The organism is Streptococcus sp. 27098_8_51 (genome assembly GCF_041432205.1).
Classification (GTDB): Bacteria; Bacillota; Bacilli; order Lactobacillales; family Streptococcaceae; genus Streptococcus.
Window position 1 is genome coordinate 166,418 of sequence record NZ_JAPVZE010000001.1, and the last position, 23,556, is coordinate 189,973.

The 23,556-nt window shown below is 42.7% G+C and carries 24 protein-coding genes and 1 pseudogene; 24 read left to right on the forward strand and 1 reads right to left on the reverse strand.

Annotated features, from left to right (window positions below):
• Position 1 precedes the first annotated feature (1 nt).
• The 8 genes and pseudogenes from O3622_RS00810 (at position 2) to deoD (ending at position 7,125) form a co-directional block, all read left to right on the forward strand.
• A complete protein-coding gene (locus O3622_RS00810; RefSeq protein ID WP_247929636.1) occupies positions 2–682 on the forward strand; it encodes an ABC transporter ATP-binding protein in 681 nt (226 codons plus the stop codon).
• Positions 683–807: 125 nt separating this feature from the next.
• Entirely contained in the window at positions 808–1,737 is a 930-nt protein-coding gene (locus tag O3622_RS00815) for a peptidase U32 family protein (protein WP_371606895.1), read from the forward strand.
• A 105-nt stretch (positions 1,738–1,842) separates the two neighbouring features.
• Positions 1,843–2,526 carry a ribose-5-phosphate isomerase RpiA gene (gene rpiA, locus O3622_RS00820; RefSeq protein WP_049477522.1) on the forward strand — a complete coding sequence of 228 codons (684 nt, stop codon included), beginning with the start codon at positions 1,843–1,845 and terminating at the stop codon, positions 2,524–2,526.
• 23 nt (positions 2,527–2,549) lie between these two features.
• On the forward strand, positions 2,550–3,761 hold the full coding sequence (locus O3622_RS00825; RefSeq protein WP_250315096.1) for a phosphopentomutase: 1,212 nt from the start codon (positions 2,550–2,552) through the stop codon (positions 3,759–3,761).
• 1 nt (position 3,762) lies between these two features.
• Positions 3,763–4,318: pseudogene (locus O3622_RS00830) on the forward strand (DUF1697 domain-containing protein); the annotation flags it as partial.
• Positions 4,319–5,128 carry a purine-nucleoside phosphorylase gene (locus O3622_RS00835; protein WP_371606948.1) on the forward strand — a complete coding sequence of 270 codons (810 nt, stop codon included), beginning with the start codon at positions 4,319–4,321 and terminating at the stop codon, positions 5,126–5,128.
• Positions 5,129–5,132: 4 nt separating this feature from the next.
• Entirely contained in the window at positions 5,133–5,843 is a 711-nt protein-coding gene (locus O3622_RS00840) for a GMP synthase (protein WP_001263734.1), read from the forward strand.
• A gap of 571 nt (positions 5,844–6,414) precedes the next feature.
• Complete coding sequence (gene deoD / locus O3622_RS00845) at positions 6,415–7,125, forward strand: purine-nucleoside phosphorylase (protein WP_008276062.1); 711 nt, start codon at positions 6,415–6,417, stop codon at positions 7,123–7,125.
• Positions 7,126–7,157: 32 nt separating this feature from the next.
• Here the strand turns inward: deoD and pavA are convergent, their stop codons facing one another.
• A complete protein-coding gene (gene pavA, locus O3622_RS00850) occupies positions 7,158–8,813 on the reverse strand; it encodes an Rqc2 family fibronectin-binding protein PavA (RefSeq protein WP_084880629.1) in 1,656 nt (551 codons plus the stop codon).
• Between the two features lie 104 nt (positions 8,814–8,917).
• Here pavA and ybeY point away from each other — a divergent pair, with 104 nt between their 5' ends.
• The 16 genes from ybeY to prsA all read left to right on the forward strand — a co-directional run bounded on the left by ybeY (position 8,918) and on the right by prsA (position 23,451).
• Entirely contained in the window at positions 8,918–9,415 is a 498-nt protein-coding gene (gene ybeY, locus O3622_RS00855; protein ID WP_084851856.1) for an rRNA maturation RNase YbeY, read from the forward strand.
• Positions 9,396–9,791 carry a diacylglycerol kinase family protein gene (locus O3622_RS00860; protein WP_248023510.1) on the forward strand — a complete coding sequence of 132 codons (396 nt, stop codon included), beginning with the start codon at positions 9,396–9,398 and terminating at the stop codon, positions 9,789–9,791. The genes ybeY and O3622_RS00860 overlap by 20 nt, the downstream gene beginning before the upstream one ends.
• Before the next feature lie 16 nt (positions 9,792–9,807).
• Positions 9,808–10,707, forward strand: a complete 900-nt coding sequence (era, locus tag O3622_RS00865; protein ID WP_000143282.1) for a GTPase Era — start codon at positions 9,808–9,810, stop codon at positions 10,705–10,707.
• Positions 10,708–10,755: 48 nt separating this feature from the next.
• On the forward strand, positions 10,756–11,580 hold the full coding sequence (mutM, locus tag O3622_RS00870; RefSeq protein ID WP_001114630.1) for a DNA-formamidopyrimidine glycosylase: 825 nt from the start codon (positions 10,756–10,758) through the stop codon (positions 11,578–11,580).
• Positions 11,580–12,185, forward strand: a complete 606-nt coding sequence (coaE, locus tag O3622_RS00875) for a dephospho-CoA kinase (RefSeq protein ID WP_000516171.1) — start codon at positions 11,580–11,582, stop codon at positions 12,183–12,185. Before mutM ends, coaE begins: the two co-directional genes overlap by 1 nt.
• The gene (locus O3622_RS00880; protein ID WP_001156299.1) at positions 12,172–13,371 is read left to right on the forward strand and encodes a multidrug efflux MFS transporter; all 1,200 of its coding nucleotides are present in this window, start codon (positions 12,172–12,174) and stop codon (positions 13,369–13,371) included. Before coaE ends, O3622_RS00880 begins: the two co-directional genes overlap by 14 nt.
• Complete coding sequence (gene rpmG / locus O3622_RS00885; RefSeq protein WP_007519517.1) at positions 13,371–13,520, forward strand: 50S ribosomal protein L33; 150 nt, start codon at positions 13,371–13,373, stop codon at positions 13,518–13,520. The genes O3622_RS00880 and rpmG overlap by 1 nt, the downstream gene beginning before the upstream one ends.
• A gap of 39 nt (positions 13,521–13,559) precedes the next feature.
• Entirely contained in the window at positions 13,560–13,793 is a 234-nt protein-coding gene (gene secG / locus O3622_RS00890) for a preprotein translocase subunit SecG (RefSeq protein WP_000282517.1), read from the forward strand.
• 94 nt (positions 13,794–13,887) lie between these two features.
• On the forward strand, positions 13,888–16,242 hold the full coding sequence (rnr, locus tag O3622_RS00895; protein WP_371606896.1) for a ribonuclease R: 2,355 nt from the start codon (positions 13,888–13,890) through the stop codon (positions 16,240–16,242).
• Positions 16,205–16,672 (forward strand): SsrA-binding protein SmpB, encoded by a 468-nt coding sequence (gene smpB / locus O3622_RS00900; protein WP_049477510.1) that lies wholly within the window; start codon positions 16,205–16,207, stop codon positions 16,670–16,672. The genes rnr and smpB overlap by 38 nt, the downstream gene beginning before the upstream one ends.
• Before the next feature lie 14 nt (positions 16,673–16,686).
• Positions 16,687–17,547, forward strand: a complete 861-nt coding sequence (gene tehB / locus O3622_RS00905) for an SAM-dependent methyltransferase TehB (RefSeq protein WP_371606898.1) — start codon at positions 16,687–16,689, stop codon at positions 17,545–17,547.
• 177 nt (positions 17,548–17,724) lie between these two features.
• Positions 17,725–18,873, forward strand: a complete 1,149-nt coding sequence (locus tag O3622_RS00910; protein ID WP_371606899.1) for a hypothetical protein — start codon at positions 17,725–17,727, stop codon at positions 18,871–18,873.
• Positions 18,874–18,949: 76 nt separating this feature from the next.
• Positions 18,950–19,906 carry a competence protein CoiA gene (locus O3622_RS00915; RefSeq protein WP_125397696.1) on the forward strand — a complete coding sequence of 319 codons (957 nt, stop codon included), beginning with the start codon at positions 18,950–18,952 and terminating at the stop codon, positions 19,904–19,906.
• 18 nt (positions 19,907–19,924) lie between these two features.
• Positions 19,925–21,727 (forward strand): oligoendopeptidase F, encoded by a 1,803-nt coding sequence (gene pepF, locus O3622_RS00920; protein ID WP_125397695.1) that lies wholly within the window; start codon positions 19,925–19,927, stop codon positions 21,725–21,727.
• 1 nt (position 21,728) lies between these two features.
• Positions 21,729–22,442, forward strand: a complete 714-nt coding sequence (locus O3622_RS00925) for an O-methyltransferase (RefSeq protein ID WP_111466774.1) — start codon at positions 21,729–21,731, stop codon at positions 22,440–22,442.
• Positions 22,443–22,509: 67 nt separating this feature from the next.
• Positions 22,510–23,451 (forward strand): peptidylprolyl isomerase PrsA, encoded by a 942-nt coding sequence (gene prsA, locus O3622_RS00930; RefSeq protein ID WP_000728080.1) that lies wholly within the window; start codon positions 22,510–22,512, stop codon positions 23,449–23,451.
• Positions 23,452–23,556: the final 105 nt, after the last annotated feature.

The window sequence follows — 23,556 nt, forward strand, 5'->3', positions numbered from 1 at the left end:
TATGACAACATTGATAGAAATGAATCAAGTGACAAAAACTTACGGGGAAGGAAAGATGAAAGTCGTAGCCCTGCATGAGACGAATTTTCAGCTAAATGCGGGAGAGTTCGTAGCTATCGTTGGACCTTCAGGTTCCGGAAAGACGACCTTTCTAACAACTCTAGGACAACTTCAGGAAGCATCGAGTGGAAAGATTCTAGTCAAAGGGAAGGAAACAGGCAGTTTGACGGAGAAGGAAAAAACAGATCTCCGTTTTAGAGAGTTTGGTTTCATTCTCCAGGCTTCAAACTTAATTCCTTTTCTAACGGTCAAGGAACAGCTGGATTTGATAGACAGACTAGATAAGGGAAAAAATAGTAAAAGTGACCGAAAAGAGCTCTTTGACCTGTTGGATTTGGAAAAAGTACAAGATCAGTATCCCAAGGCTTTATCTGGTGGTGAACGTCAGCGTGCCGCGATTGCTAGAGCGCTCTATAACAATCCAAGCATTGTGCTTGCAGATGAGCCGACAGCTAGTCTAGACACTGAGCGTGCTTACCAAGTAACGGAGATGCTGGCTGCCATTGCCCATGAACAAGGTAGAGGAGTTGTTATGATTACGCATGATACTCGCCTTCTTGATAAGGTTGATCGTATTTATGTCATGAACGATGGCCACCTAGTTGAAGAAACACATGCATAAAATAGAGTGAACGGTACAAGTTACTGTTCACTTTTTTGATTGGGAAAGATAGAAACAAGTTTAACTTTTTGTGAAATTCCCAGTACCCATAGCTGATTTTTGAGAAATGTGGTATAATTTCTCTTATGGAAAAGATTATCATTACAGCAACTGCTGAAAGTATTGAACAAGTTGAACAGTTACTCGAAGCTGGCGTAGACCGTATCTATGTCGGTGAGAAAGATTTTGGCCTTCGTCTGCCAATGACTTTTAGTCATGACCAATTGCGTGAGATTGCTAAGTTGGTTCATGAAGCAGGCAAAGAATTGATCGTCGCGGTTAATGCCCTCATGCACCAAGATATGATGGACCGAATCAAGCCTTTTCTTGACTTCTTGGAAGAAATCAAGACAGACTATATTACTGTTGGGGATGCAGGTGTCTTTTATGTAGTCAATCGCGATGGTTATTCCTTCAAGACCATCTACGATGCTTCAACCATGGTAACAAGCAGTCGTCAGATTAACTTCTGGGGTCAAAAGGCTGGCGCATCTGAGGCGGTTTTGGCGCGTGAAATTCCATCTGCTGAGCTCTTCAAGATGCCAGAGATTTTGGAAATTCCTGCTGAAGTGTTGGTTTACGGAGCTAGTGTCATTCACCATTCTAAGCGTCCGCTCTTGCAAAACTACTATAACTTTACGCACATCGATGATGAAAAGACGCGTAAACGTGACCTCTTCTTGGCTGAACCAAGTGATCCAGAGAGTCATTACTCTATCTTTGAAGACAATCATGGTACCCACATCTTTGCAAATAACGACCTTGATTTGATGACCAAATTGACAGAATTGGTGGAGCATGGTTTTACTCACTGGAAACTTGAGGGACTTTACACCCCAGGTCAGAATTTTGTAGAGATTGCTAAACTCTTTATTCAAGCGCGTGGCTTGATCCAAGAGGGGAATTTCGGCCATGACCAAGCTTTCTTGTTAGATGAGGAAGTGCGCAAGTTACACCCTAAAAACCGTTTCCTCGACACAGGATTCTATGATTACGATCCTGATATGGTTAAATAGGACACCAAAACCCGAAATAAAAACGTTCGGGTTTTTCAAGTGTATTCATGAAATAAAAACGGATACATGTTATAATGAAAGTAGCTCTTTAATGGAGGTGTTTAAGTGGAGAATCTGAAAAAGATGGCAGGTATCAAGGCTGCTGAGTTTGTCAAGGATGGTATGGTTGTTGGACTCGGTACTGGATCAACTGCATACTATTTCGTAGAAGAAATCGGTCGTCGGATTAAGGAAGAAGGTTTGCAGATTACTGCTGTAACGACTTCCAGTGTGACCAGTAAACAGGCCGAAGGTCTTAATATCCCGCTCAAGTCGATTGATCAAGTGGACTTTGTCGATGTGACAGTTGACGGGGCGGATGAAGTAGATAGCCAGTTTAACGGAATCAAAGGCGGTGGTGGTGCCCTTCTGATGGAGAAGGTTGTCGCAACGCCCTCAAAAGAATACATTTGGGTGGTCGATGAAAGCAAACTGGTAGAGAAACTAGGTGCTTTTAAATTGCCTGTAGAAGTGGTTCAGTATGGTGCAGAACAGGTCTTTCGTCGGTTTAAGCGAGCTGGCTTCAAACCAAGTTTCCGTGAAAAAGACGGTCAACGTTTTGTGACCGATATGCAGAACTTTATCATTGACCTAGCCTTGGATGTCATTGAAGATCCAATTGCCTTTGGGCAAGAATTGGACCATGTCGTTGGTGTTGTAGAGCATGGCTTGTTCAACCAAATGGTGGATAAGGTCATCGTAGCGGGACGAGATGGTGTTCAGATTTTAACTTCAAAAAAAGCAAACTAATCAAAAAAATAAGGAGACAGACTATGTCAAAATTTAATCGTATTCACTTGGTGGTACTGGATTCTGTGGGAATCGGTGCTGCACCAGATGCCAATAACTTTGTCAATGCAGGAGTTCCAGACGGAGCTTCTGACACACTGGGACACATTTCCAAAACAGTTGGTTTGAATGTGCCAAACATGGCCAAAATCGGTCTAGGAAATATTCCACGTGAAACTCCTCTAAAGACTGTACCAGCTGAAAGCAATCCAACAGGTTATGCAACAAAATTGGAAGAAGTTTCCCTTGGTAAAGATACCATGACTGGTCACTGGGAAATCATGGGACTCAACATTACCGAGCCTTTCGATACTTTCTGGAACGGATTCCCAGAAGAAATCCTGACAAAAATCGAAGAATTTTCAGGACGTAAGGTCATTCGTGAAGCCAACAAACCTTACTCAGGTACGGCTGTTATCGATGATTTCGGACCACGTCAAATGGAAACTGGGGAGTTGATTATCTATACTTCAGCTGACCCTGTTTTGCAAATTGCTGCCCACGAAGACATCATTCCTTTGGATGAACTCTACCGTATCTGTGAATATGCTCGTTCGATTACTCTTGAGCGCCCTGCTCTTCTAGGTCGTATCATTGCTCGTCCTTATGTGGGTGAGCCAGGTAACTTCACTCGTACAGCAAATCGTCGTGACTTGGCAGTATCTCCATTTGCACCGACTGTTTTGGATAAATTGAACGAAGCTGGAATCGATACTTACGCTGTTGGAAAAATCAACGATATCTTTAACGGAGCTGGTATCAATCATGACATGGGCCACAACAAGTCAAACAGCCACGGAATTGATACACTATTGAAGACTATGGGACTTGCTGAGTTTGAAAAAGGATTCTCCTTCACAAACTTAGTTGACTTTGATGCCCTTTACGGCCACCGCCGCAATGCTCATGGTTACCGTGATTGCTTGCATGAGTTCGATGAACGCTTGCCTGAAATTATCGCAGCCATGAGAGAGAACGACCTTCTCTTGATTACTGCGGACCATGGAAATGACCCAACCTATGCAGGAACAGACCACACTCGTGAATATATTCCATTGTTGGCCTATAGCCCTTCCTTTAAAGGAAATGGTCTCATTCCTGTCGGACATTTTGCAGATATCTCAGCGACAGTTGCGGATAACTTTGGTGTTGAAACTGCCATGATTGGGGAAAGTTTCTTAGATAAATTGGTATAAGATGACGCAATATGCTTTACTTGTTCGGGGCATTAATGTCGGTGGGAAAAATAAGGTTGTCATGGCGCAACTTCGTCAAGAACTGACAGAGTTGGGACTGGAAAAGCTTGAGACCTACATCAACAGTGGCAATATTTTCTTTACTTCGACAGACCCCAAAGCCCGATTGGTTGAAAAGTTAGAGGCTTTCTTTGAAGTCCATTATCCATTTATTCAGAGCTTTTCTTTGCTGAGTCAGGAAGATTATGAAGCAGAGCTGGAGAATCTGCCAGATTGGTGGACCAAAGACCTGGCTCGAAAAGATGTCCTCTTCTACACGGAGAGCTTGGATGTGGATCAAGTCATCGAGAAAGTGAACAGTTTGGAACTGAAAGATGAAGTGGTTCATTTTGGAAAACATGGGATTTTCTGGGGGAAATTTTCTGAAGAATCCTACTATGCAACTGCCTATCATAAGCACTTACTCAAGATGCCTTTCTACCGCCAAATCACCATTCGTAATGCTAAAACTTTTGACAAAATCGGTCAAATGATAAAAAAATAATAAAGGAGACACAATGACATTTTTAGATAAAATCAATGAAACAGCTGCCTTCCTGAAAGACAAGGGAATCCTAGCGCCTGAGTTCGGTTTAATCCTTGGATCAGGACTTGGAGAATTGGCGGAAGAAATCGAAAATCCAGTTGTAGTAGACTATGCAGATATTCCAAACTGGGGTCGTTCGACAGTAGTCGGTCACGCTGGTAAATTGGTATATGGAGAACTTGCAGGTCGTAAGGTCTTGGCTCTTCAAGGTCGTTTCCATTTCTACGAAGGAAATCCTCTGGAAGTCGTGACTTTCCCAGTACGTGTGATGAAAGTTCTCGGATGCGAAGGTGTCATTGTAACCAACGCAGCTGGAGGTATTGGATTTGGTCCTGGTACCTTGATGGCTATCTCAGACCATATCAACATGACGGGTCAAAATCCATTGATGGGTGAAAATTTGGATGACTTTGGTCCACGTTTCCCTGATATGTCTAAGGCCTACACACCAGAATACCGCGCTACTGCCCATGAAGTGGCTAAAAAACTTGGTATCAAGCTTGATGAAGGTGTCTATATTGGTGTGACTGGTCCGACTTATGAAACACCAGCAGAGATTCGTGCCTATAAGACACTGGGAGCAGATGCCGTTGGTATGTCTACGGTTCCTGAAGTAATCGTGGCAGCCCACTCTGGCTTGAAAGTTCTCGGTATTTCATGTATTACTAACTTTGCGGCTGGTTTCCAAGAAGAACTCAACCACGAAGAAGTTGTAGAAGTGACTGAACGTGTCAAAGGTGATTTCAAAGGCTTGCTTAAAGCGATTCTTGCTGAATTGTAATGTCATGAGAGTTCACTTTATTTTACATGAGACATTTGAGGTTCCAGGCGCATATCTAAAATGGGCTATAGAACGAGGTCATCAAATTACATCAACAAAGGTTTATGAAAAAGAACCTCTTCCTGAAACAATTGACGGGATTGATTTTCTGATTGTCATGGGTGGTCCTCAATCACCTGATGAGGATAGAGAAAACTTCCCATACTATGATCCAAAGGCTGAGCTTGCTTTTATGAAAGAAGCGATTGCAGCAGATATTTATATTGTTGGTGTCTGTCTTGGTGCGCAACTCCTGTCTGTTGCCTATGGTGCGGAGTATGAGCACAGTCCTGAGCGCGAGATCGGCGTTTATCCTGTGACATTGACGATGCAAGGTCTAACAGATCCTCATGTCAGCTTGTTCGGAAAAAACATAGAAACCGGCCACTGGCACGGTGATATGCCAGGGCTGACAGATGAAGCTGTCGTCTTAGCGACCAGTCAAGGTTGTCCACGCCAAATTATTCGCTTCAGTTCAAAACATTATGCCTTTCAGGCTCATTTGGAATTTGATCCAGACGCAGTAGAATTATTGATTGCTGCGGATGGTGAGGAGAAATTAAGAGAGCAAAGTGAAAAGTTGCCTTTTGTTCAAACACCAGAAGAATTACGTGGAAACGATTATTCTGAAATGAATGCAAAACTGTATGCATTTTTAGATTCATTGGTAAACTAGGAACTACAGAAAGGCAGAGTATCTGAGTTATAGTCAAACTCGGGCTAATTGTTCTGTGAAATATTTAATTTTAAAATCAAGAAAGAAAGGATGGGTAAACCGTATTTGCTGAACTGAATACGGGCGGCTCTCCTCTAAATTAAAATTAAGAAAGAAAGGAATTGACCCCACCCTAAAAGCAGTGGGAAAAAGATAGTTGGTCTTGCGAGCATCGCTCACTGCACCCAACTCCTATTTTCCCTTCGCTTTTTGACGGGTTTGGTATCTTTTTGACTATCACATTTAGAATAAAGAAAGGTAGAGCGAAGTGTTCTAATTTGAACACGAGCGGAAAACTTGGAAAATAGATAATCTGACTGAGAAATCAGGATTTCTCGTCAGATTCCTAATTTTCAGTCGTTTTCTTCTCGCTCTCTAATCATCATAAAATAAAGAAAGGATGGGTAAACCGTATTTGCTGAACTGAATACGGGCGGAGAACTGTGTAAAAAAGATAAACTGTCTAGCATCTGCGGTGCTTCGTCAGTTTCCTATTTTTACTTTGTTCTCTGTCGCCCTTTATATCTTAACTATGTCTATCCATATTGCTGCTCAGCAGGGTGAAATTGCTGATAAAATTCTTCTTCCTGGGGATCCTCTTCGTGCGAAATTTATTGCGGAGAATTTCCTTGAAGATGCTGTTTGTTTTAACGAAGTGCGTAACATGTTTGGTTACACTGGTACTTACAAGGGCCACCGTGTATCTGTCATGGGAACTGGGATGGGGATGCCATCCATTTCGATTTACGCGCGTGAGTTGATTGTGGACTACGGAGTGAAGAAATTGATCCGTGTCGGAACTGCTGGTTCCTTGAATGAGGATGTTCACGTTCGTGAATTGGTTTTGGCGCAAGCAGCTGCAACCAACTCAAACATCATCCGCAACGACTGGCCACAGTATGATTTTCCACAAATCGCTAGCTTTGATTTACTAGATAAGGCCTACCATATCGCCAAAGAACTCGGTATGACTACCCACGTTGGGAACGTTTTGTCGTCAGATGTCTTTTACTCAAACTACTTTGAAAAGAACATCGAGCTTGGTAAATGGGGAGTTAAGGCTGTGGAAATGGAAGCAGCAGCTCTTTACTATCTTGCTTCCCAACACCACGTTGATGCTCTTGCAATCATGACCATTTCTGATAGCTTGGTCAATCCAGATGAAGACACTACGGCAGAAGAACGCCAAAATACCTTCACCGATATGATGAAGGTTGGTTTGGAAACCTTGATTGCAGAGTAAAATGTAAACGAAAATCCTGATTTCACTTGGAATCAGGATTTTTTCATAGATGCGATTTTTTCGGGGTCTGGTGTAACGCGGAGGGTCTTTTGTCCTGTGTAGGTTACAAAGCCAGGTTTGCCACCAGTTGGTTTATTGAGTTTTTTCACTTCAATCATATCTACCTGAACTAGATTTGACAAGCGCCCTTTGGAGAAGTAGGCAGCTAGCTCCGCAGCGTCCGTCTTAACTTCGTCAGAAGGATTGAGATTTCCTGAGATGACGACATGGCTTCCAGGGATGTCCTTGGCATGGAACCAAAGTTCCTCCTTGCGAGCCATTTTAAAGGTTAGCTCTTCATTTTGCAAGTTGTTACGACCGACATAAATGATGGTTTTGCCATCGCTCGCTAGATACTGTTCTGGTTTTTTGCGTTTCTGGATTTTTTCACGTTGGCGTCTTCTAATAAAGCCTGTTTGGATCAATTCTTCACGGATTTCAGCGATTTCCTCCAGCCCAGCTTGGTTGAGAACAGTCTCAACACTTTCTAGATAGAGAATGGTTGCCTTGGTTTCTTCAATCAGTTCAGTCAGGTATTTGACAGCTTCTTTGAGTTTCTGGTAACGTTTAAAGTAGCGTTGGGCATTCTGACTGGGAGTCAAGGCCTTATCAAGCGCAATGGTGATAGGCTGATTGGTGTAGTAGTTTTCCAAGGTAACCTGATCTTGGTCATTAGGCACTTGGTGGAGGAAGGTTGTCAACAATTCCCCTTTTTGGCGAAATTCCTCAGCATTGTCTGTCGCTAGTAACTCTTTTTCTTGTTTTTTAAGCTTATGTCGATTTTTCTGAAGTTCATTTTCAACGCGACGAATCAGTTCACTGGCTTGCTGTTTGACACGGTCCCGTTCAGCCTTGTCCTTATAGTAGGTGTCCAGCAAGTCAGAAAGACTGGAAAAAGGCTCTCCTACACTATTTTCGAAGGGAATTGGACTGAAGGAAGTCTCCGTTAGGAAAGGCTTGGTTTCTTGCCCGAAGAAGTTTCGGAAAGTAGACAGTTTATCACTGACAAGAATGTTTTCCAATTCATTTGCCGTATCACGTCCCAGACCTTGAAAGAGACTTTGAAGATTTTTTGCCTTCAGTTCTTGGGTCTGCAGGATTTCAAAGAGCTTTTCATCCTTAACAGTAAAAGGATTGAGCGAATCCGTACTTGGTGGAGCGATATAGGTCGATCCTGGTAGCAAGGTGCGGTAGCTGTTTTGTGAAAAGCCAACGTGTTTGATGACTTCGAGGATTTTATGGCTGCTTTTATCGACTAGGAGAATATTGCTGTGTTTGCCCATGATTTCGATAATCAGGGTAGCCTGGATATGGTCCCCAATCTCGTTTTTATTGGAAACTGTAATTTCCACGATACGGTCGTTTTCGATTTGCTCAATTGACTCAATCAGAGCACCCTGCAAATACTTTCTCAAAACCATGATAAAGGTAGAAGGTTGAGCTGGATTTTCAAAAGTCGTTTGGGTCAACTGGACACGACCAAAAACGGGATGAGCAGAAAGGAGCAGGCGATGGCTTTGGCGATTGCTGCGGATTTGCAAGACCAACTCTTGTTCAAAAGGTTGATTGATTTTCTGGATGCGACCATTGACTAACTCTCTTCGCAATTCCTCAATCATGTGGTGTAAAAAAAATCCGTCAAATGACATCGTTCTCTCCTTGTGATTGTATTCTATAGTATTATATCAAAAAGGTAGAATAAAATCATGGAAATATGGTATAATAAAGCCAAGTAAAGAGAATCGAGAAGTACATGTATATTGAAATAGTAGATGAAACTGGTCAAGTTTCACAAGAAATCTTGCAACAAACCCAAGAAATTTTGGAATTTGCAGCCCAAAAACTCGGAAAAGAAGACAAGGAGATGGCCGTCACTTTTGTGACCAATGATCGTAGCCACGAACTCAATCTCGAGTACCGTGATACAGATCGTCCGACAGATGTCATTAGCCTTGAGTATAAACCAGAGTTGGACATCTCCTTTGATGAGGAAGATTTGCTTGAAAATCCTGAATTGGCAGAGATGATGTCTGAGTTTGATGCCTATATTGGGGAACTGTTCATCTCTATCGATAAAGCGCATGAGCAGGCTGAGGAATACGGCCACAGCTTTGAGCGTGAGATGGGCTTCTTGGCAGTACACGGCTTTTTACACATTAACGGCTATGATCACTACACTCCGGAAGAAGAAGCGGAGATGTTCGGTTTACAAGAAGAAATTTTGACAGCCTATGGACTCACAAGACAATAAACGAAAATGGAAAAATCGTGACCTAGTATCCAGTTTAGAATTTGCTCTTACAGGAATTCTGACTGCCATCAAGGAAGAACGCAATATGCGAAAACATGCAGTGACGGCTCTAGTAGTTATCTTTGCAGGTTTTGTTTTTCAGGTGTCACGAATCGAATGGCTCTTTCTCCTGATGAGCATTTTCTTGGTAGTAGCCTTTGAGATTATTAACTCTGCTATTGAAAATGTGGTGGATCTAGCCAGTCACTATCACTTTTCTATGTTGGCAAAGAAAGCCAAGGACATGGCAGCAGGTGCCGTGCTAGTGGTCTCTCTTTTTGCTGCGGTGACAGGTGCACTTATCTTTCTCCCACGCATTTGGGATATACTATTTTAAACACTAAGAGGAAATTATGACATTTAAATCAGGCTTTGTAGCTATTTTGGGACGTCCCAATGTTGGGAAGTCAACCTTTTTAAATCACGTCATGGGGCAAAAGATTGCCATTATGAGTGACAAGGCGCAGACAACGCGCAATAAAATCATGGGGATTTACACCACGGATAAGGAGCAAATCGTCTTTATCGATACACCTGGGATTCACAAGCCTAAGACGGCTCTTGGAGATTTTATGGTGGAATCTGCCTACAGTACTCTGCGTGAAGTGGATACTGTTCTATTCATGGTGCCAGCTGATGAGCCACGTGGTAAGGGCGACGATATGATTATCGAGCGTCTGAAGGCTGCCAAGGTTCCAGTTATTTTGGTGGTCAATAAGATTGACAAGGTCCATCCAGACCAGCTTTTGACTCAGATTGATGACTTCCGTAACCAGATGGACTTTAAGGAGATTGTTCCGATCTCAGCCCTTCAGGGAAATAACGTTTCTCGTTTAATTGACATCCTCAGTGAAAATCTAGAGGAAGGTTTCCAGTATTTCCCATCTGATCAAATCACAGATCATCCTGAGCGTTTCTTGGTTTCAGAAATGATTCGTGAGAAAGTCTTGCACCTAACGCGTGAAGAAATCCCTCACTCAGTTGCAGTAGTGGTTGACTCTATGAAGCGTGATGAAGAGACCGACAAGGTTCATATCCGAGCAACCATCATGGTCGAGCGCGATAGCCAAAAAGGCATTATCATCGGAAAAGGTGGCGCCATGCTCAAGAAAATTGGGACCATGGCTCGTCGTGATATCGAACTCATGCTAGGAGACAAGGTCTTCCTAGAAACTTGGGTCAAGGTCAAGAAAAACTGGCGTGATAAAAAGCTAGATTTGGCTGATTTTGGTTATAATGAAAAAGAATACTAAGTAGAGGTGGGCTCATGCCTGCTTCTTGTTTTTACAGAAGGAGGATTTATGCCTGAATTACCAGAGGTTGAAACCGTTCGTCGTGGCTTAGAAAAATTGATTTTGGGAAAGAAGATTTCGAGTGTAGAGATTCGTTATCCCAAGATGGTCAAGACAGATTTGGACGAGTTTCAAAAGGAACTAAATGGCCAAGTAATTGAGTCCATGGGACGTCGTGGAAAATATTTGCTTTTTTACCTAACAGACAAGGTCTTGATTTCCCATCTGCGGATGGAGGGCAAGTATTTTTACTATCCAGACCAGGTTCCTGAACGCAAGCATGCCCATATTTTCATTCGGTTTGAAGATGGAGGCACGCTTGTTTATGAGGATGTACGCAAGTTTGGTACCATGGAACTGTTGACACCCGACCTTTTGGATGTCTACTTTATTTCTAAGAAACTAGGTCCTGAGCCAAGAGAGCAGGACTTTGATTTGCAGGTCTTTCAAGCTGCCCTAGCCAAATCTAAAAAGCCAATCAAATCCCACCTCCTAGACCAAACCTTGGTAGCTGGTCTTGGCAATATCTATGTGGATGAGGTCCTCTGGCGAGCTCAGGTTCATCCAGCTAGACCTTCCCAGACTTTGACGGCAGAAGAAGCGTCAGCTATTCATGACCAGACCATTGCTGTTTTGGGTCAGGCTGTTGAAAACGGGGGCTCAACTATTCGGACCTATACCAATGCCTTTGGGGAAGACGGAACCATGCAGGATTTCCATCAGGTCTATGATAAGACTGGGCAAGCGTGTTCCCGCTGTGGGACAATGATTGAGAAATTCCAGCTCGGTGGAAGGGGCACTCATTTTTGTCCTCAGTGTCAAAGGAGGGGCTGATGGGAAAAATCATCGGAATCACAGGAGGGATTGCTTCTGGTAAGTCAACTGTGACAAATTTCCTAAGAGAGCAAGGTTTTCAAGTGGTCGATGCTGACGCAGTCGTCCACCAACTACAGAAACCTGGTGGTCGTCTTTATCAGCTCTTAGTTCAGCACTTTGGGCAGGAAATTATCCTCGAAAATGGAGAACTCAATCGCCCTCTCCTAGCTAGTCTCATCTTTTCAAACCCTGAAGAACGAGAATGGTCTAAGCAAACCCAAGGAAAGATTATTCGTGAGGAATTGGCTGCACTGAGAGACCAGTTGACTCAGACAGAAACGGTTTTTTTCATGGATATTCCCCTACTTTTTGAACAGGACTACAGTGCTTGGTTTGATGAAACGTGGCTGGTCTATGTGGACCGTGATGTTCAGGTGGAACGTTTCATGAAACGGGATCATCTTTCTAAGGAAGTAGCAGAGTCCCGTTTGGCCGCCCAATGGTCTTTAGAAGAAAAGAAAAAATTGGCGAGCCATATATTAGACAATAATGGCAGTCGTGATCAGCTTGTGGCTCAAGTAGTGAAGTTACTTGAAGGAGGCGATAGCTGTGCAAGAGATTAGTTGGAAAGAGAATCTTCGTGTCGCCTGGTTTGGTAGTTTTCTAACGGGAGCTAGTATTTCCTTGGTCGTCCCTTTCATGCCTATCTTTGTAGAGCAGTTGGGAATTGAAGGGGATCAAGTTGCTTTTTATGCTGGATTAGCCATCTCAGTTTCGGCTGTTTCAGCAGCTCTAGTTTCTCCTATCTGGGGTATTCTTGCTGACAAGTACGGTCGAAAACCCATGATGATTCGAGCAGGTCTTGCCATGACCATTACGATGGGAGGTTTGGCCTTCGTGCCAAATATCTATTGGCTACTCTTTTTGCGCTTGCTCAATGGTGTATTTACTGGATTTGTCCCCAATGCAACAGCCTTGATTGCTAGTCAGGTACCTAAAGATAAGTCTGGAGCGGCTCTGGGGACTTTATCTACAGGTGTAGTTGCGGGAACACTGACGGGCCCCTTTGTTGGAGGCTTTATTGCTGAAATTTTTGGCATTCGTAATGTTTTTTTATTGGTAGGCGCTTTCTTATTTTTAGCTGCAATCCTAACTATTTTCTTTATCAAGGAAGATTTTCAGCCAGTTGCTAAGGAGAAGGCTATCCCAACGAAAGAAGTATTTTCTTCTTTCAAGTATCCTAGGCTCTTAGTAAACCTATTTTTGACGAGCTTTGTCATTCAATTTTCAGCTCAATCAATTGGTCCCATTCTAGCTCTCTATGTGCGGGACTTAGGGCAGTCCGAAAATCTCCTCTTTGTATCAGGATTAATCGTATCCAGCATGGGGTTTTCTAGCATGATGAGTGCTGGAATTCTAGGAAAACTTGGCGATAAGGTAGGGAATCAGAGATTGTTAGTTGCAGCGCAGATTTATTCCGTCATCATTTACCTTCTTTGTGCCCATGCAACCAGCCCCCTTCAACTTGGCTTGTATCGTTTTCTCTTTGGTTTGGGAACGGGAGCTCTCATACCAGGTGTCAATGCGCTTCTTAGCAAAATGACTCCAAAATCAGGTATTTCAAGGATTTTCGCCTTCAACCAAGTCTTTTTTTACCTTGGTGGAGTGATCGGACCTATGGCGGGATCCGCAGTTGCAGGATATTTGGGCTACCATGCTGTCTTTTATGCGACAGCAGCCTGTGTAGCTTTCAGTTGTTTATGTAACTTAGTGCAATTTAGATCATTATTAAAAGTAAAGGAAATCTAGTGCGAGTAAAAATCAATCTCAAGTGCTCCTCTTGTGGCAGCATGAATTATCTAACCAGTAAGAACTCCAAAACCCATCCAGACAAGATTGAGGTGTTAAAATATTGTCCAAAGGAAAGAAAAGTAACTTTACATCTTGAATCTAAGTAGAATTTATGGTAAAATAATAGGGATTTTAAGGAGTTTGATATGTATAACCTATTATTAACCATTTTATTAGTATTATCTGTTGTGATTGTGATTGCGATTTTCATGCAACCAACTAAGAACCAATCCAGCAATGTATTTGATGCCAGCTCAGGTGATTTGTTTGAACGTAGTAAAGCGCGTGGTTTTGAAGCTGTGATGCAACGTTTGACAGGTATTTTAGTCTTTTTCTGGCTAGCCATTGCCTTAGCATTGACAGTATTATCAAGTAGATAAGAAATGGGCGAGACTAGGTCTTAGCCTATTTTTATTTTGAATGATGTTTACTAAAGTTATCATTCAAAAAATTATAAAAATCTAGAAAGAAAACATGAAAGATAAAATTAAAGAATATTTGCAAGAGAAGGGGCGAGTGACGGTAAATGACATTGCTCAGGCTCTCGGAAAGGATGGATCCAAGGATTTCCGTGAGTTGATTAAAACTCTGTCTCTGATGGAAAGAAAGCACCAGATTCGTTTTGAAGATGATGGTAGTTTATGTCTGGACCAAAAGAAGAAACATGAAATTACCCTCAAAGGGATTTTTCATGCCCATAAGAATGGCTTTGGCTTTGTCAGTCTAGAAGGCGAAGAGGACGACCTTTTTGTAGGAAAGAACGATGTCAACTATGCTATTGATGGCGATACCGTTGAGGTAGTCATTAAGAAAGTTGCTGACCGTAATAAGGGAACGGCAGCAGAAGCAAAAATTATCGATATCCTAGAACACAGCCTGACAACCGTTGTCGGCCAAATCGTTCTGGATCAGGAAAAGCCCAAGTATGCGGGCTACATCCGTTCAAAAAATCAGAAAATCAGCCAACCGATCTATGTGAAGAAACCAGCTATCAAGTTGGAAGGGACAGAGGTTCTCAAGGTCTTTATCGATAAATACCCAAGTAAGAAACATGATTTCTTTGTTGCTAGTGTCCTTGATGTGGTGGGGCACTCGACTGATGCTGGGATTGACGTTCTTGAAGTCTTGGAATCCATGGATATTGTTTCAGAATTTCCAGAAGCTGTTCTCAAGGAGGCAGAAAGTGTACCAGAAGCTCCGTCTCAAAAGGATATGGAAGGTCGTCTGGACCTGAGAGATGAAATCACCTTTACCATTGACGGCGCGGATGCCAAGGACTTGGACGACGCAGTTCACATTAAGCCTTTGAAAAATGGCAATATCGAACTCGGTGTTCACATCGCGGATGTTTCCTACTATGTGACAGAGGGTTCTGCACTCGATAAGGAAGCCCTTAACCGCGCGACTTCTGTCTATGTAACAGACCGAGTGGTCCCAATGCTTCCAGAACGTTTGTCAAATGGCATCTGCTCTCTCAATCCTCAAGTCGATCGCTTGACCCAGTCTGCCATTATGGAAATTGATAAACATGGTCGTGTGGTTAATTACACTATTACCCAAACAGTTATCAAGACTAGCTTCCGTATGACCTATAGCGCTGTCAATGACATCCTAGCTAGCGATGAGGAAAAGAGACAAGAGTTTAAGAAAATTGTTCCAAGTATCGAACTCATGGCCAAGCTCCATGAAAGGCTAGAAAGCATGCGTGAGAAACGTGGTGCCCTTAACTTTGATACCAGTGAAGCTAAGATCTTGGTGGATAAAAAAGGCAAGCCAGTTGATATCGTTCTTCGTCAGCGTGGTGTTGCTGAGCGGATGATTGAGTCCTTCATGTTGATTGCCAATGAAACGGTTGCCGAGCACTTTAGTAAACTGGACCTACCTTTCATTTATCGGATTCATGAGGAGCCTAAGGCAGAAAAAGTTCAGAAGTTTATTGATTACGCTTCGAGCTTTGGCTTGCGAATTTATGGAACTGCCAGTGAGATTAGCCAGGAGGCGCTTCAAGACATCATGCGTGCGGTTGAGGGAGAGCCCTATGCGGATGTATTATCCATGATGCTTCTCCGTTCTATGCAACAGGCTCGCTATTCTGAGCACAATCACGGTCACTATGGACTTGCTGCTGATTATTACACTCATTTTACCAGTCCGATTCGCCGTTATCCAGACCTCCTTGTCCATCGAATGATTCGCGACTATGGACGTTCCAAGGAAATAGCAGAGCATTTTGAACAAGTGATTCCAGAGATTGCGACCCAGTCTTCCAATCGTGAACGTCGTGCCATCGAGGCAGAGCGTGAAGTCGAAGCCATGAAAAAGGCTGAGTACATGGAAGAATACGTTGGTGAAGAGTACGATGCAGTTGTATCCAGCATTGTCAAGTTTGGTCTCTTTGTCGAATTGCCAAATACAGTTGAAGGCTTGATTCACATCACCAATCTACCTGAATTTTATCATTTCAATGAACGGGATTTGACTCTCCGTGGGGAGAAATCAGGCACAACCTTCCGTGTAGGGCAGCAGATTCGCATTCGGGTTGAAAGAGCGGATAAGATGACAGGTGAGATTGATTTCTCCTATATCCCAAGTGAGTTTGATGTTATCGAAAAAGGCTTGAAACAAGCTGGGCGCAAAGACAGAGGTCGTGGTTCAAATCGCCGTTCAGACAAGAAGGAAGATAAGAGAAAATCAGGGCGCTCAAATGATAAGCACAAGCATTCACAAAAAGACAAGAAGAAAAAGGGGAAGAAACCTTTTTACAAAGAAGTAGCTAAGAAAGGAGTCAAGCATGGCAAAGGGCGAGGGAAAGGTCGTCGCACAAAATAAAAAGGCGCACCACGACTATACAATCATAGATACGCTAGAGACAGGAATGGTCCTGACCGGAACTGAAATCAAGAGCGTTCGAGCTGCTCGAATCAATCTCAAGGATGGCTTTGCCCAAGTAAAAAATGGGGAAGTCTGGCTGAGCAATGTTCATATCGCCCCTTACGAAGAGGGCAATATCTGGAACCAGGAACCAGAACGTCGTCGTAAACTTCTGCTCCATAAAAAACAAATTCAAAAATTGGAACAAGAGACCAAAGGAACAGGAATGACCCTAGTTCCCCTCAAAGTCTATATCAAAGATGGCTACGCCAAGCTTCTTTTAGGACTTGCTAAAGGGAAACATGACTATGACAAACGGGAGTCGATCAAGCGACGTGAACAAAACCGCGACATCGCGCGTGTGATGAAAGCTGTCAACCAGCGTTAAGAAGAGGAAGTAAAATGGAAAAATTAATTGCCTATAAACGGATGCCCTTGTGGAATAAACAGACCATGCCTGAAGCTGTTCAGCAAAAGCACAATACCAAGGTAGGCACTTGGGGAAAAATTACTGTCTTGAAGGGGGCACTCAAGTTTATTGAGTTGACTGAAGATGGTGAGGTTCTAGCTGAGCACCTCTTTGAGGCGGGAGCAGACAATCCCATGGCGCAACCGCAAGCTTGGCACCGAGTAGAGGCTGCAACAGACGATGTAGAATGGTACTTGGAATTTTATTGTAAACCTGAGGATTATTTCCCTAAGAAATACCAGACCAATCCAGTCCATTCGGAAGTATTAGAGGCTATGCAGACGGTGAAACCAGGAAGAGCCTTGGATTTGGGTTGTGGTCAGGGGCGTAACTCTCTCTTTCTCGCACAGAATGGTTTTGATGTGACAGCTGTGGATCAAAATGAATTGTCCCTTGAAATCTTGCAAAGCATTGTGGAACAAGAGGATCTAGAAATGCCTGTCGGACTTTATGATATCAATTCAGCCAGCATTAGCCAAGCCTATGATTTCATCGTATCGACAGTTGTTCTGATGTTCCTACAAGCGGACCGCATTCCAGCTATTATCCAAAATATGCAGGAGCACACCACGGTCGGTGGTTACAATCTTATCGTCTGTGCCATGAATACGGAGGATTATCCTTGCTCGGTTAACTTCCCATTCACCTTTAAAGAAGGGGAGTTGGCGGACTACTACAAGGATTGGGAATTGGTCAAGTATAATGAAAACCCAGGACATCTGCACCGTCGTGATGAAAATGGCAATCGCATTCAACTACGCTTTGCGACTATGTTAGCCAAAAAAGTCAAGTAAATCAAACCTATACTAGCGAATAGAAATCACTTTGCAAGGTTTCTATTCGTTTTTGTTTGCGTTGGTTGATTGGGACGAGCAGGATTTTATGCTATACTAGAAGTAGGAAATCTGAGCAGTAGGGCTGTATTGTTGATACTCTCAGCGCAAGAAAGTCTTTATGATGGAGGTGGTCGAATGACGAGTCTTTTGGTGGAATTGTATGATCGGCATGTATTGGAAAAGAATGTCTACCAAGCCTTTATCAGTGATTGTGACGAGATTCTTTTTCTATCTTTGACGAAAATAAGCAATGAAGAGAAGCTCTCTCTCCGTCAGTTTATCATGGAAGAGGTACCTCATATCCAACGAGTGACCTTTCGTCAGTTATCCTTAGAACAACTAGCAAACCAGTTGGATTATTGTCTAGCAGGCTATGACCAGATTCTTCTTGATGTTTTTGGTGGGGATTCGCTACTAGCCTTATCCCTCTATCAATACGGCTTGGATCGGCAGCTCCCCATCGTTGCCATGGATGTCGAGCGGGGAAAACAATACAAGTGGGTAGCCGGTCAGTTAGAAAAAGAAGACATGGACATTCCAACCCTAAGCATCCAACAGTTGATAGCCTTGCGTGGTGGAAAAATGCTCAAATCAAAACGCCCTATCCACTCAGCTCAGCAAATTGCAGCCATCAAAAAGCTAGCCAGCTCTGCCATTGCCAATCCTGCCCACTGGTATCAAGTGACCCAATTTTTCTCTCTAGCTAAGACCAATGACCTGCATGCTGAAACCGAAAAGATCCTGGAAAACAACGGCAAGTATTATCACTATCCAGAATCCCTTGTCCCCTTACTTGTGAAAGCGGGGATGCTTTGTATTGAAAGTGAGGACAAAAAACGAGTAGCTTACAGTTTTCCAAGTCAAGAAGCTCAGGTCTTTTGTCGCAACAAGGGGCATATTTTAGAGGTATATCTCTATCTCTTGGCGCTTGAATCTCAGCTGTTTGATGAGTGCATGATAGGTGGTGAGATTGATTGGAATGGCATCTTTCCAGAGGCGGATAATGTCCAAAATGAGATTGATGTCATTCTGAGAAAGGGCCGCTCGATTACCTTCATCTCCTGCAAAATGACAGATTTATCAGTTGAAGCCATCAACGAACTAGAAGTCTACGCCAATCATTTTGCTGGAGAGAGTTGCCTCAAGTTGATTGTTTGTACGGGAAAAATCAATCCAGCTTATGCCAATCGCTGCCAAGAATACGGCGTGCTGGTCATTAGAAGTGAGCAGATTTCCAATCTCATTCCCATGCTAAAAAAATATTCTAAGAGACAAAAAAGATAAGAAATAGTATTATGAAAGGCTGGAATTCCAGTCTTTTTCACTTCTTTTTCGAATAAATGAGAAAAGGAGGTAGACCATGTTTGTAGCTAGAGATGCCAAGGGGAATTTGGTGAATGCCCTTGAAAAAGATGTGACAAAGCAGCCTTACACCTGCCCAGCCTGTGGGGGCGGACTACGATTACGCCAAGGACAGAGTATTCGAACGCATTTTGCCCATGAAAGGTTAAGAGATTGTATTGCCATTTTTGAAAATGAAAGTCCAGAACACTTGGGCAACAAAGAGGCCCTTTATCACTGGGCCAAGAAGGACAATCAGGTCGCCTTAGAATATAGTTTGCCTGAGATTCAGCAGGTTGCGGATGTTCTCGTCAATGAGAAACTAGCTCTGGAGGTTCAGTGCAGCCCCTTGTCTCAAAAGCTTTTAGGCGATAGAAGTCAAGGATACCGTAGCCAAGGCTATCAGGTTATCTGGCTACTGGGAGAAAAACTCTGGTTAAAAGAGCGATTAACACAACTGCAAAGGGGATTCCTCTATTTTAGTCAAAATATGGGTTTCTTTGTTTGGGAACTGGATCTCAAAAGGAAAATTTTGAGACTCAAATATCTTTTGCATCAGGACCTACGTGGCAAGCTTCATTTTCAGGTCAAAGAATTTCCCTATGGTCAAGGAAATCTCTTGGAAATCCTACGATTTCCTTATCAAAAACAAAAACTACCTCGTTTTGCAGTTGTGCAAGATTCCACTATCTGTCACTACATTCGCCAGCAGTTGTACTACCAAACGTCCTACTGGATGAAGAAGCAGGAGGAAGCTTATTATCAAAGAGACAATCTATTAAACCATCAACTGGACGACTGGTATCCCCAGGTCAGACCGATAGAGTCAGGTGATTTTTTGCAGATTGAAACGGATTTGACTAGCTATTATAGAAATTTTCAGGCTTACTATCAAAAAAATCCGAAAAATAATCGCCAAAAGCTCTATCCACCAGCCTTTTATCACTTATATTTCTCAAAAAATGTGGTAAAATAGAAAGGATGGAGGAATCTTATGGTATTACAACGACATGAAATAAATGAAAAAGATACATGGGATCTTTCAACAATCTACCCAACAGACCAGGCTTGGGAAGAAGCCTTGAAAGATTTAACTGAAAAAGTACAAACAGCATCTCAGTATGAGGGACATCTCTTAGACAGCGCAGACAGTTTGCTTGAGATCACAGAATTTTCACTTGATTTGGAACGCCAAGTTGAAAAGCTTTATGTCTATGCACATATGAAAAATGACCAGGACACGCGTGAAGCCAAGTATCAAGAGTACTATGCTAAGGCAATGACCCTATACAGTCAGTTAGAACAAGCCTTTTCATTCTATGAACCTGAGTTTATGGAGATTAGGGAAGAGCAGTATGCGGATTTCCTAGAAGCTCAACCAAAACTCCAAGTTTACAAGCACTTTTTTGACAAGCTCTTGCAAAAGAAAGACCATGTTCTTTCGCAACGTGAGGAAGAATTGCTTGCTGGAGCAGGAGAAATCTTTGGTTCTGCTAGTGAAACCTTCGCTATTTTGGACAATGCGGATATTAGCTTCCCATACGTTCTTGATGACGAAGGCAAGGAAGTGCAACTCTCACATGGTACTTACATCCATTTGATGGAGTCTAAAAACCGTGAAGTGCGTCGTGGTGCCTATGAAGCCCTTTATGCGACTTACGAGCAATTCCAACATACTTATGCTAAGACTTTGCAGACAAATGTTAAGGTGCAAAACTACCGCGCAAAAGTTCGCAACTATAAGAGTGCTCGCCATGCAGCCCTCGCAGCTAACTTTGTTCCAGAAAGTGTCTATGACAATCTAGTTGCAGCAGTTCGCAAGCATTTGCCGCTCTTGCATCGTTACCTAGAACTTCGTTCTAAAATCTTGGGTATTTCCGACCTCAAGATGTACGATGTCTACACACCGCTTTCGTCAGTAGATTATAGCTTTACCTACGAAGAAGCCTTGAAAAAGGCAGAAGAAGCTTTGGCAGTTTTAGGTGACGACTACTTGAGCCGTGTTAAACGTGCCTTCAGTGAGCGTTGGATTGATGTCTATGAAAACCAAGGCAAGCGTTCTGGTGCCTACTCTGGTGGTTCTTACGATACCAATGCCTTTATGCTTCTCAACTGGCAGGACAATCTAGATAATCTCTTTACTCTTGTCCATGAAACAGGTCACAGTATGCACTCTAGCTATACTCGTGAAACCCAACCTTATGTTTACGGAGATTATTCTATCTTCTTGGCTGAGATTGCCTCAACGACTAACGAAAATATCTTGACAGAGAAATTGTTGGAAGAAGTAGAAGACGATGCAACTCGCTTTGCTATTCTCAATAACTTCCTAGATGGTTTCCGTGGAACAGTTTTCCGTCAAACTCAATTCGCTGAGTTTGAACATGCCATCCACCAAGCAGACCAAAATGGAGAAGTCTTGACAAGTGATTTCCTCAATAAGCTCTACGCTGACTTGAACCAAGAGTACTATGGACTCAGCAAGGAAGACAATCCTCAGATCCAATACGAGTGGGCACGCATTCCTCACTTCTACTATAACTACTATGTTTATCAGTATTCAACAGGTTTTGCAGCTGCTTCAGCCTTGGCTGAGAAGATTGTCCATGGTAGTCAAGAAGACCGTGACCGCTATATCGACTACCTCAAAGCAGGTAAATCAGACTATCCACTCTATGTCATGAGAAAAGCGGGTGTTGATATGGAAAAAGAAGACTATCTTAACGATGCCTTTGCAGTCTTTGAACGTCGCTTGAACGAGTTTGAAGCCCTTGTTGAAAAATTGGGACTAGCTTAAGATGGTAGAGTCTTATAGTAAAAATGCCAATCACAATATGCGCCGGCCTGTCGTCAAGGAAGAAATCGTTGAACTCATGCGCCAGCGTCAAAAGCAGGTGACAGGTTCCTTAAAAGAATTGGAGACCTTCGCGCGTAAGGAAAACATTCCCATTATTCCCCATGAAACGGTCGCGTATTTCCGTTTTCTCATGGAGACCATACAGCCCAAGAACATTTTGGAAATTGGGACAGCTATCGGTTTTTCAGCCCTCTTGATGGCGGAACATGCGCCAGATGCCAAGATTACAACCATTGACCGTAATCCAGAAATGATAGGCTTTGCCAAGGAAAATTTTGCCAAGTTTGACAGTCGTAAGCAAATCACCTTACTTGAAGGTGATGCTGTTGATGTTTTATCTACTTTGACAGAAACATATGATTTTATCTTTATGGATTCGGCCAAGTCAAAGTATATCGTCTTTCTGCCTGAAATCCTCAAGCACTTGGAAGTTGGTGGAGTAGTGGTCTTGGATGATATTTTTCAAGGAGGAGATGTTGCCAAGGACATCATGGAAGTCCGCCGTGGTCAACGAACCATTTATCGAGGTTTGCAAAGACTTTTCGACGCAACTTTGGACAATCTAGGTCTAACAGCAACTCTAGTTCCACTTGGGGACGGCATTCTCATGCTACGAAAGAATCTAGCAGAAGTAGAGCTTCCTGAGAGCGAATGATTTTCAGAAAAATTTAAGAAATTATAGTAAAATAGATAAGGTAACACTTACCGTAAAAGGAGTAAAAATGAAGAAAAAACTTATGGCAGGAGCCATCACACTTTTATCAGTAGCAACACTTGCAGCTTGTTCAAACAGTTCTGAAGGAAAAGATTTGATCAGCATGAAGGGCGATGTGATTACAGAGCATCAATTCTTTGAAGAAGTAAAAAACAATCCAACTGCACAACAAGTCTTGCTCAATATGACCATCCAAAAAGTATTTGAACAACAATATGGATCAGAGGTAACGGATAAAGATGTGGATGACGCCGTTGCTGAAGAACAAAAGAAATACGGCGATAGCTACAACAGCGTGCTTCAACGTGCAGGTATGACACCTGAGACTCGTAAAGCTCAAATCCGTACCAGCAAATTGGTTGAATTGGCAGTTAAGAAGGCTGCTGAGAGTGAGTTGACAGACGAAGCTTACCAAAAAGCTTTTGAGTCTTACACACCAGATGTAACAGCTCAAATCATCCGTTTGGATAATGAAGACAAGGCAAAAGAAGTACTTGAGAAAGCTAAAGCAGAAGGTGCAGATTTTGCTCAGTTGGCAAAAGACAACTCTAACGACGACAAGACCAAAGAAAATGGTGGAGAAATCACTTTTGATTCTGCTTCTACAGAACTTCCAGAACAAGTCAAGAAAGCAGCCTTTGCCTTGGATGTGAACGGGGTTTCTGATGTGATTACAGCTACTGGAACACAAGCCTACAGCAGTCAGTTCTACATCATCAAAGTAACGAAGAAAACAGAAAAATCTTCTAATATAGAGGATTATAAAGAAAAATTGAAGACCATCATCTTGACTCAAAAACAAAATGATTCAGCCTTTGTTCAAGGAGTAATTGGTAAAGAATTGCAAGCAGCAAACATCAAGGTTAAGGATCAAGCCTTCCAAAACATCTTCACCCAATACATCGGTGGTGGTGACTCAAGCTCAAGCAGCAGCTCTTCATCTAACTAAGAAATCAAAAAACAAATCTCAAAAGAGATTTGTTTTTTTATACCTGATACTAGAAAATGAGTAAAATTCGAAGGATTAAAGGATAAGAGTTTTTTTCTTTCTGAA

What these genes read in the sequence shown, in the direction of transcription:
- O3622_RS00910 (WP_371606899.1), top strand. Translation starts at nt 17,725, where the DNA reads ATGACGAGTCTTTTGGTGGAATTGTATGATCGGCATGTATTGGAAAAG.
- mutM (WP_001114630.1), top strand. Translation starts at nt 10,756, where the DNA reads ATGCCTGAATTACCAGAGGTTGAAACCGTTCGTCGTGGCTTAGAAAAA.
- rnr (WP_371606896.1), top strand. Translation starts at nt 13,888, where the DNA reads ATGAAAGATAAAATTAAAGAATATTTGCAAGAGAAGGGGCGAGTGACG.
- deoD (WP_008276062.1), top strand. Translation starts at nt 6,415, where the DNA reads ATGTCTATCCATATTGCTGCTCAGCAGGGTGAAATTGCTGATAAAATT.
- O3622_RS00860 (WP_248023510.1), top strand. Translation starts at nt 9,396, where the DNA reads ATGGACTCACAAGACAATAAACGAAAATGGAAAAATCGTGACCTAGTA.
- ybeY (WP_084851856.1), top strand. Translation starts at nt 8,918, where the DNA reads ATGTATATTGAAATAGTAGATGAAACTGGTCAAGTTTCACAAGAAATC.
- smpB (WP_049477510.1), top strand. Translation starts at nt 16,205, where the DNA reads ATGGCAAAGGGCGAGGGAAAGGTCGTCGCACAAAATAAAAAGGCGCAC.
- tehB (WP_371606898.1), top strand. Translation starts at nt 16,687, where the DNA reads ATGGAAAAATTAATTGCCTATAAACGGATGCCCTTGTGGAATAAACAG.
- prsA (WP_000728080.1), top strand. Translation starts at nt 22,510, where the DNA reads ATGAAGAAAAAACTTATGGCAGGAGCCATCACACTTTTATCAGTAGCA.
- O3622_RS00835 (WP_371606948.1), top strand. Translation starts at nt 4,319, where the DNA reads ATGACATTTTTAGATAAAATCAATGAAACAGCTGCCTTCCTGAAAGAC.
- secG (WP_000282517.1), top strand. Translation starts at nt 13,560, where the DNA reads ATGTATAACCTATTATTAACCATTTTATTAGTATTATCTGTTGTGATT.
- O3622_RS00825 (WP_250315096.1), top strand. Translation starts at nt 2,550, where the DNA reads ATGTCAAAATTTAATCGTATTCACTTGGTGGTACTGGATTCTGTGGGA.
- coaE (WP_000516171.1), top strand. Translation starts at nt 11,580, where the DNA reads ATGGGAAAAATCATCGGAATCACAGGAGGGATTGCTTCTGGTAAGTCA.
- O3622_RS00815 (WP_371606895.1), top strand. Translation starts at nt 808, where the DNA reads ATGGAAAAGATTATCATTACAGCAACTGCTGAAAGTATTGAACAAGTT.
- pavA (WP_084880629.1), bottom strand. Translation starts at nt 8,813, where the DNA reads ATGTCATTTGACGGATTTTTTTTACACCACATGATTGAGGAATTGCGA.
- O3622_RS00915 (WP_125397696.1), top strand. Translation starts at nt 18,950, where the DNA reads ATGTTTGTAGCTAGAGATGCCAAGGGGAATTTGGTGAATGCCCTTGAA.
- O3622_RS00810 (WP_247929636.1), top strand. Translation starts at nt 2, where the DNA reads ATGACAACATTGATAGAAATGAATCAAGTGACAAAAACTTACGGGGAA.
- pepF (WP_125397695.1), top strand. Translation starts at nt 19,925, where the DNA reads ATGGTATTACAACGACATGAAATAAATGAAAAAGATACATGGGATCTT.
- era (WP_000143282.1), top strand. Translation starts at nt 9,808, where the DNA reads ATGACATTTAAATCAGGCTTTGTAGCTATTTTGGGACGTCCCAATGTT.
- O3622_RS00840 (WP_001263734.1), top strand. Translation starts at nt 5,133, where the DNA reads ATGAGAGTTCACTTTATTTTACATGAGACATTTGAGGTTCCAGGCGCA.
- O3622_RS00925 (WP_111466774.1), top strand. Translation starts at nt 21,729, where the DNA reads ATGGTAGAGTCTTATAGTAAAAATGCCAATCACAATATGCGCCGGCCT.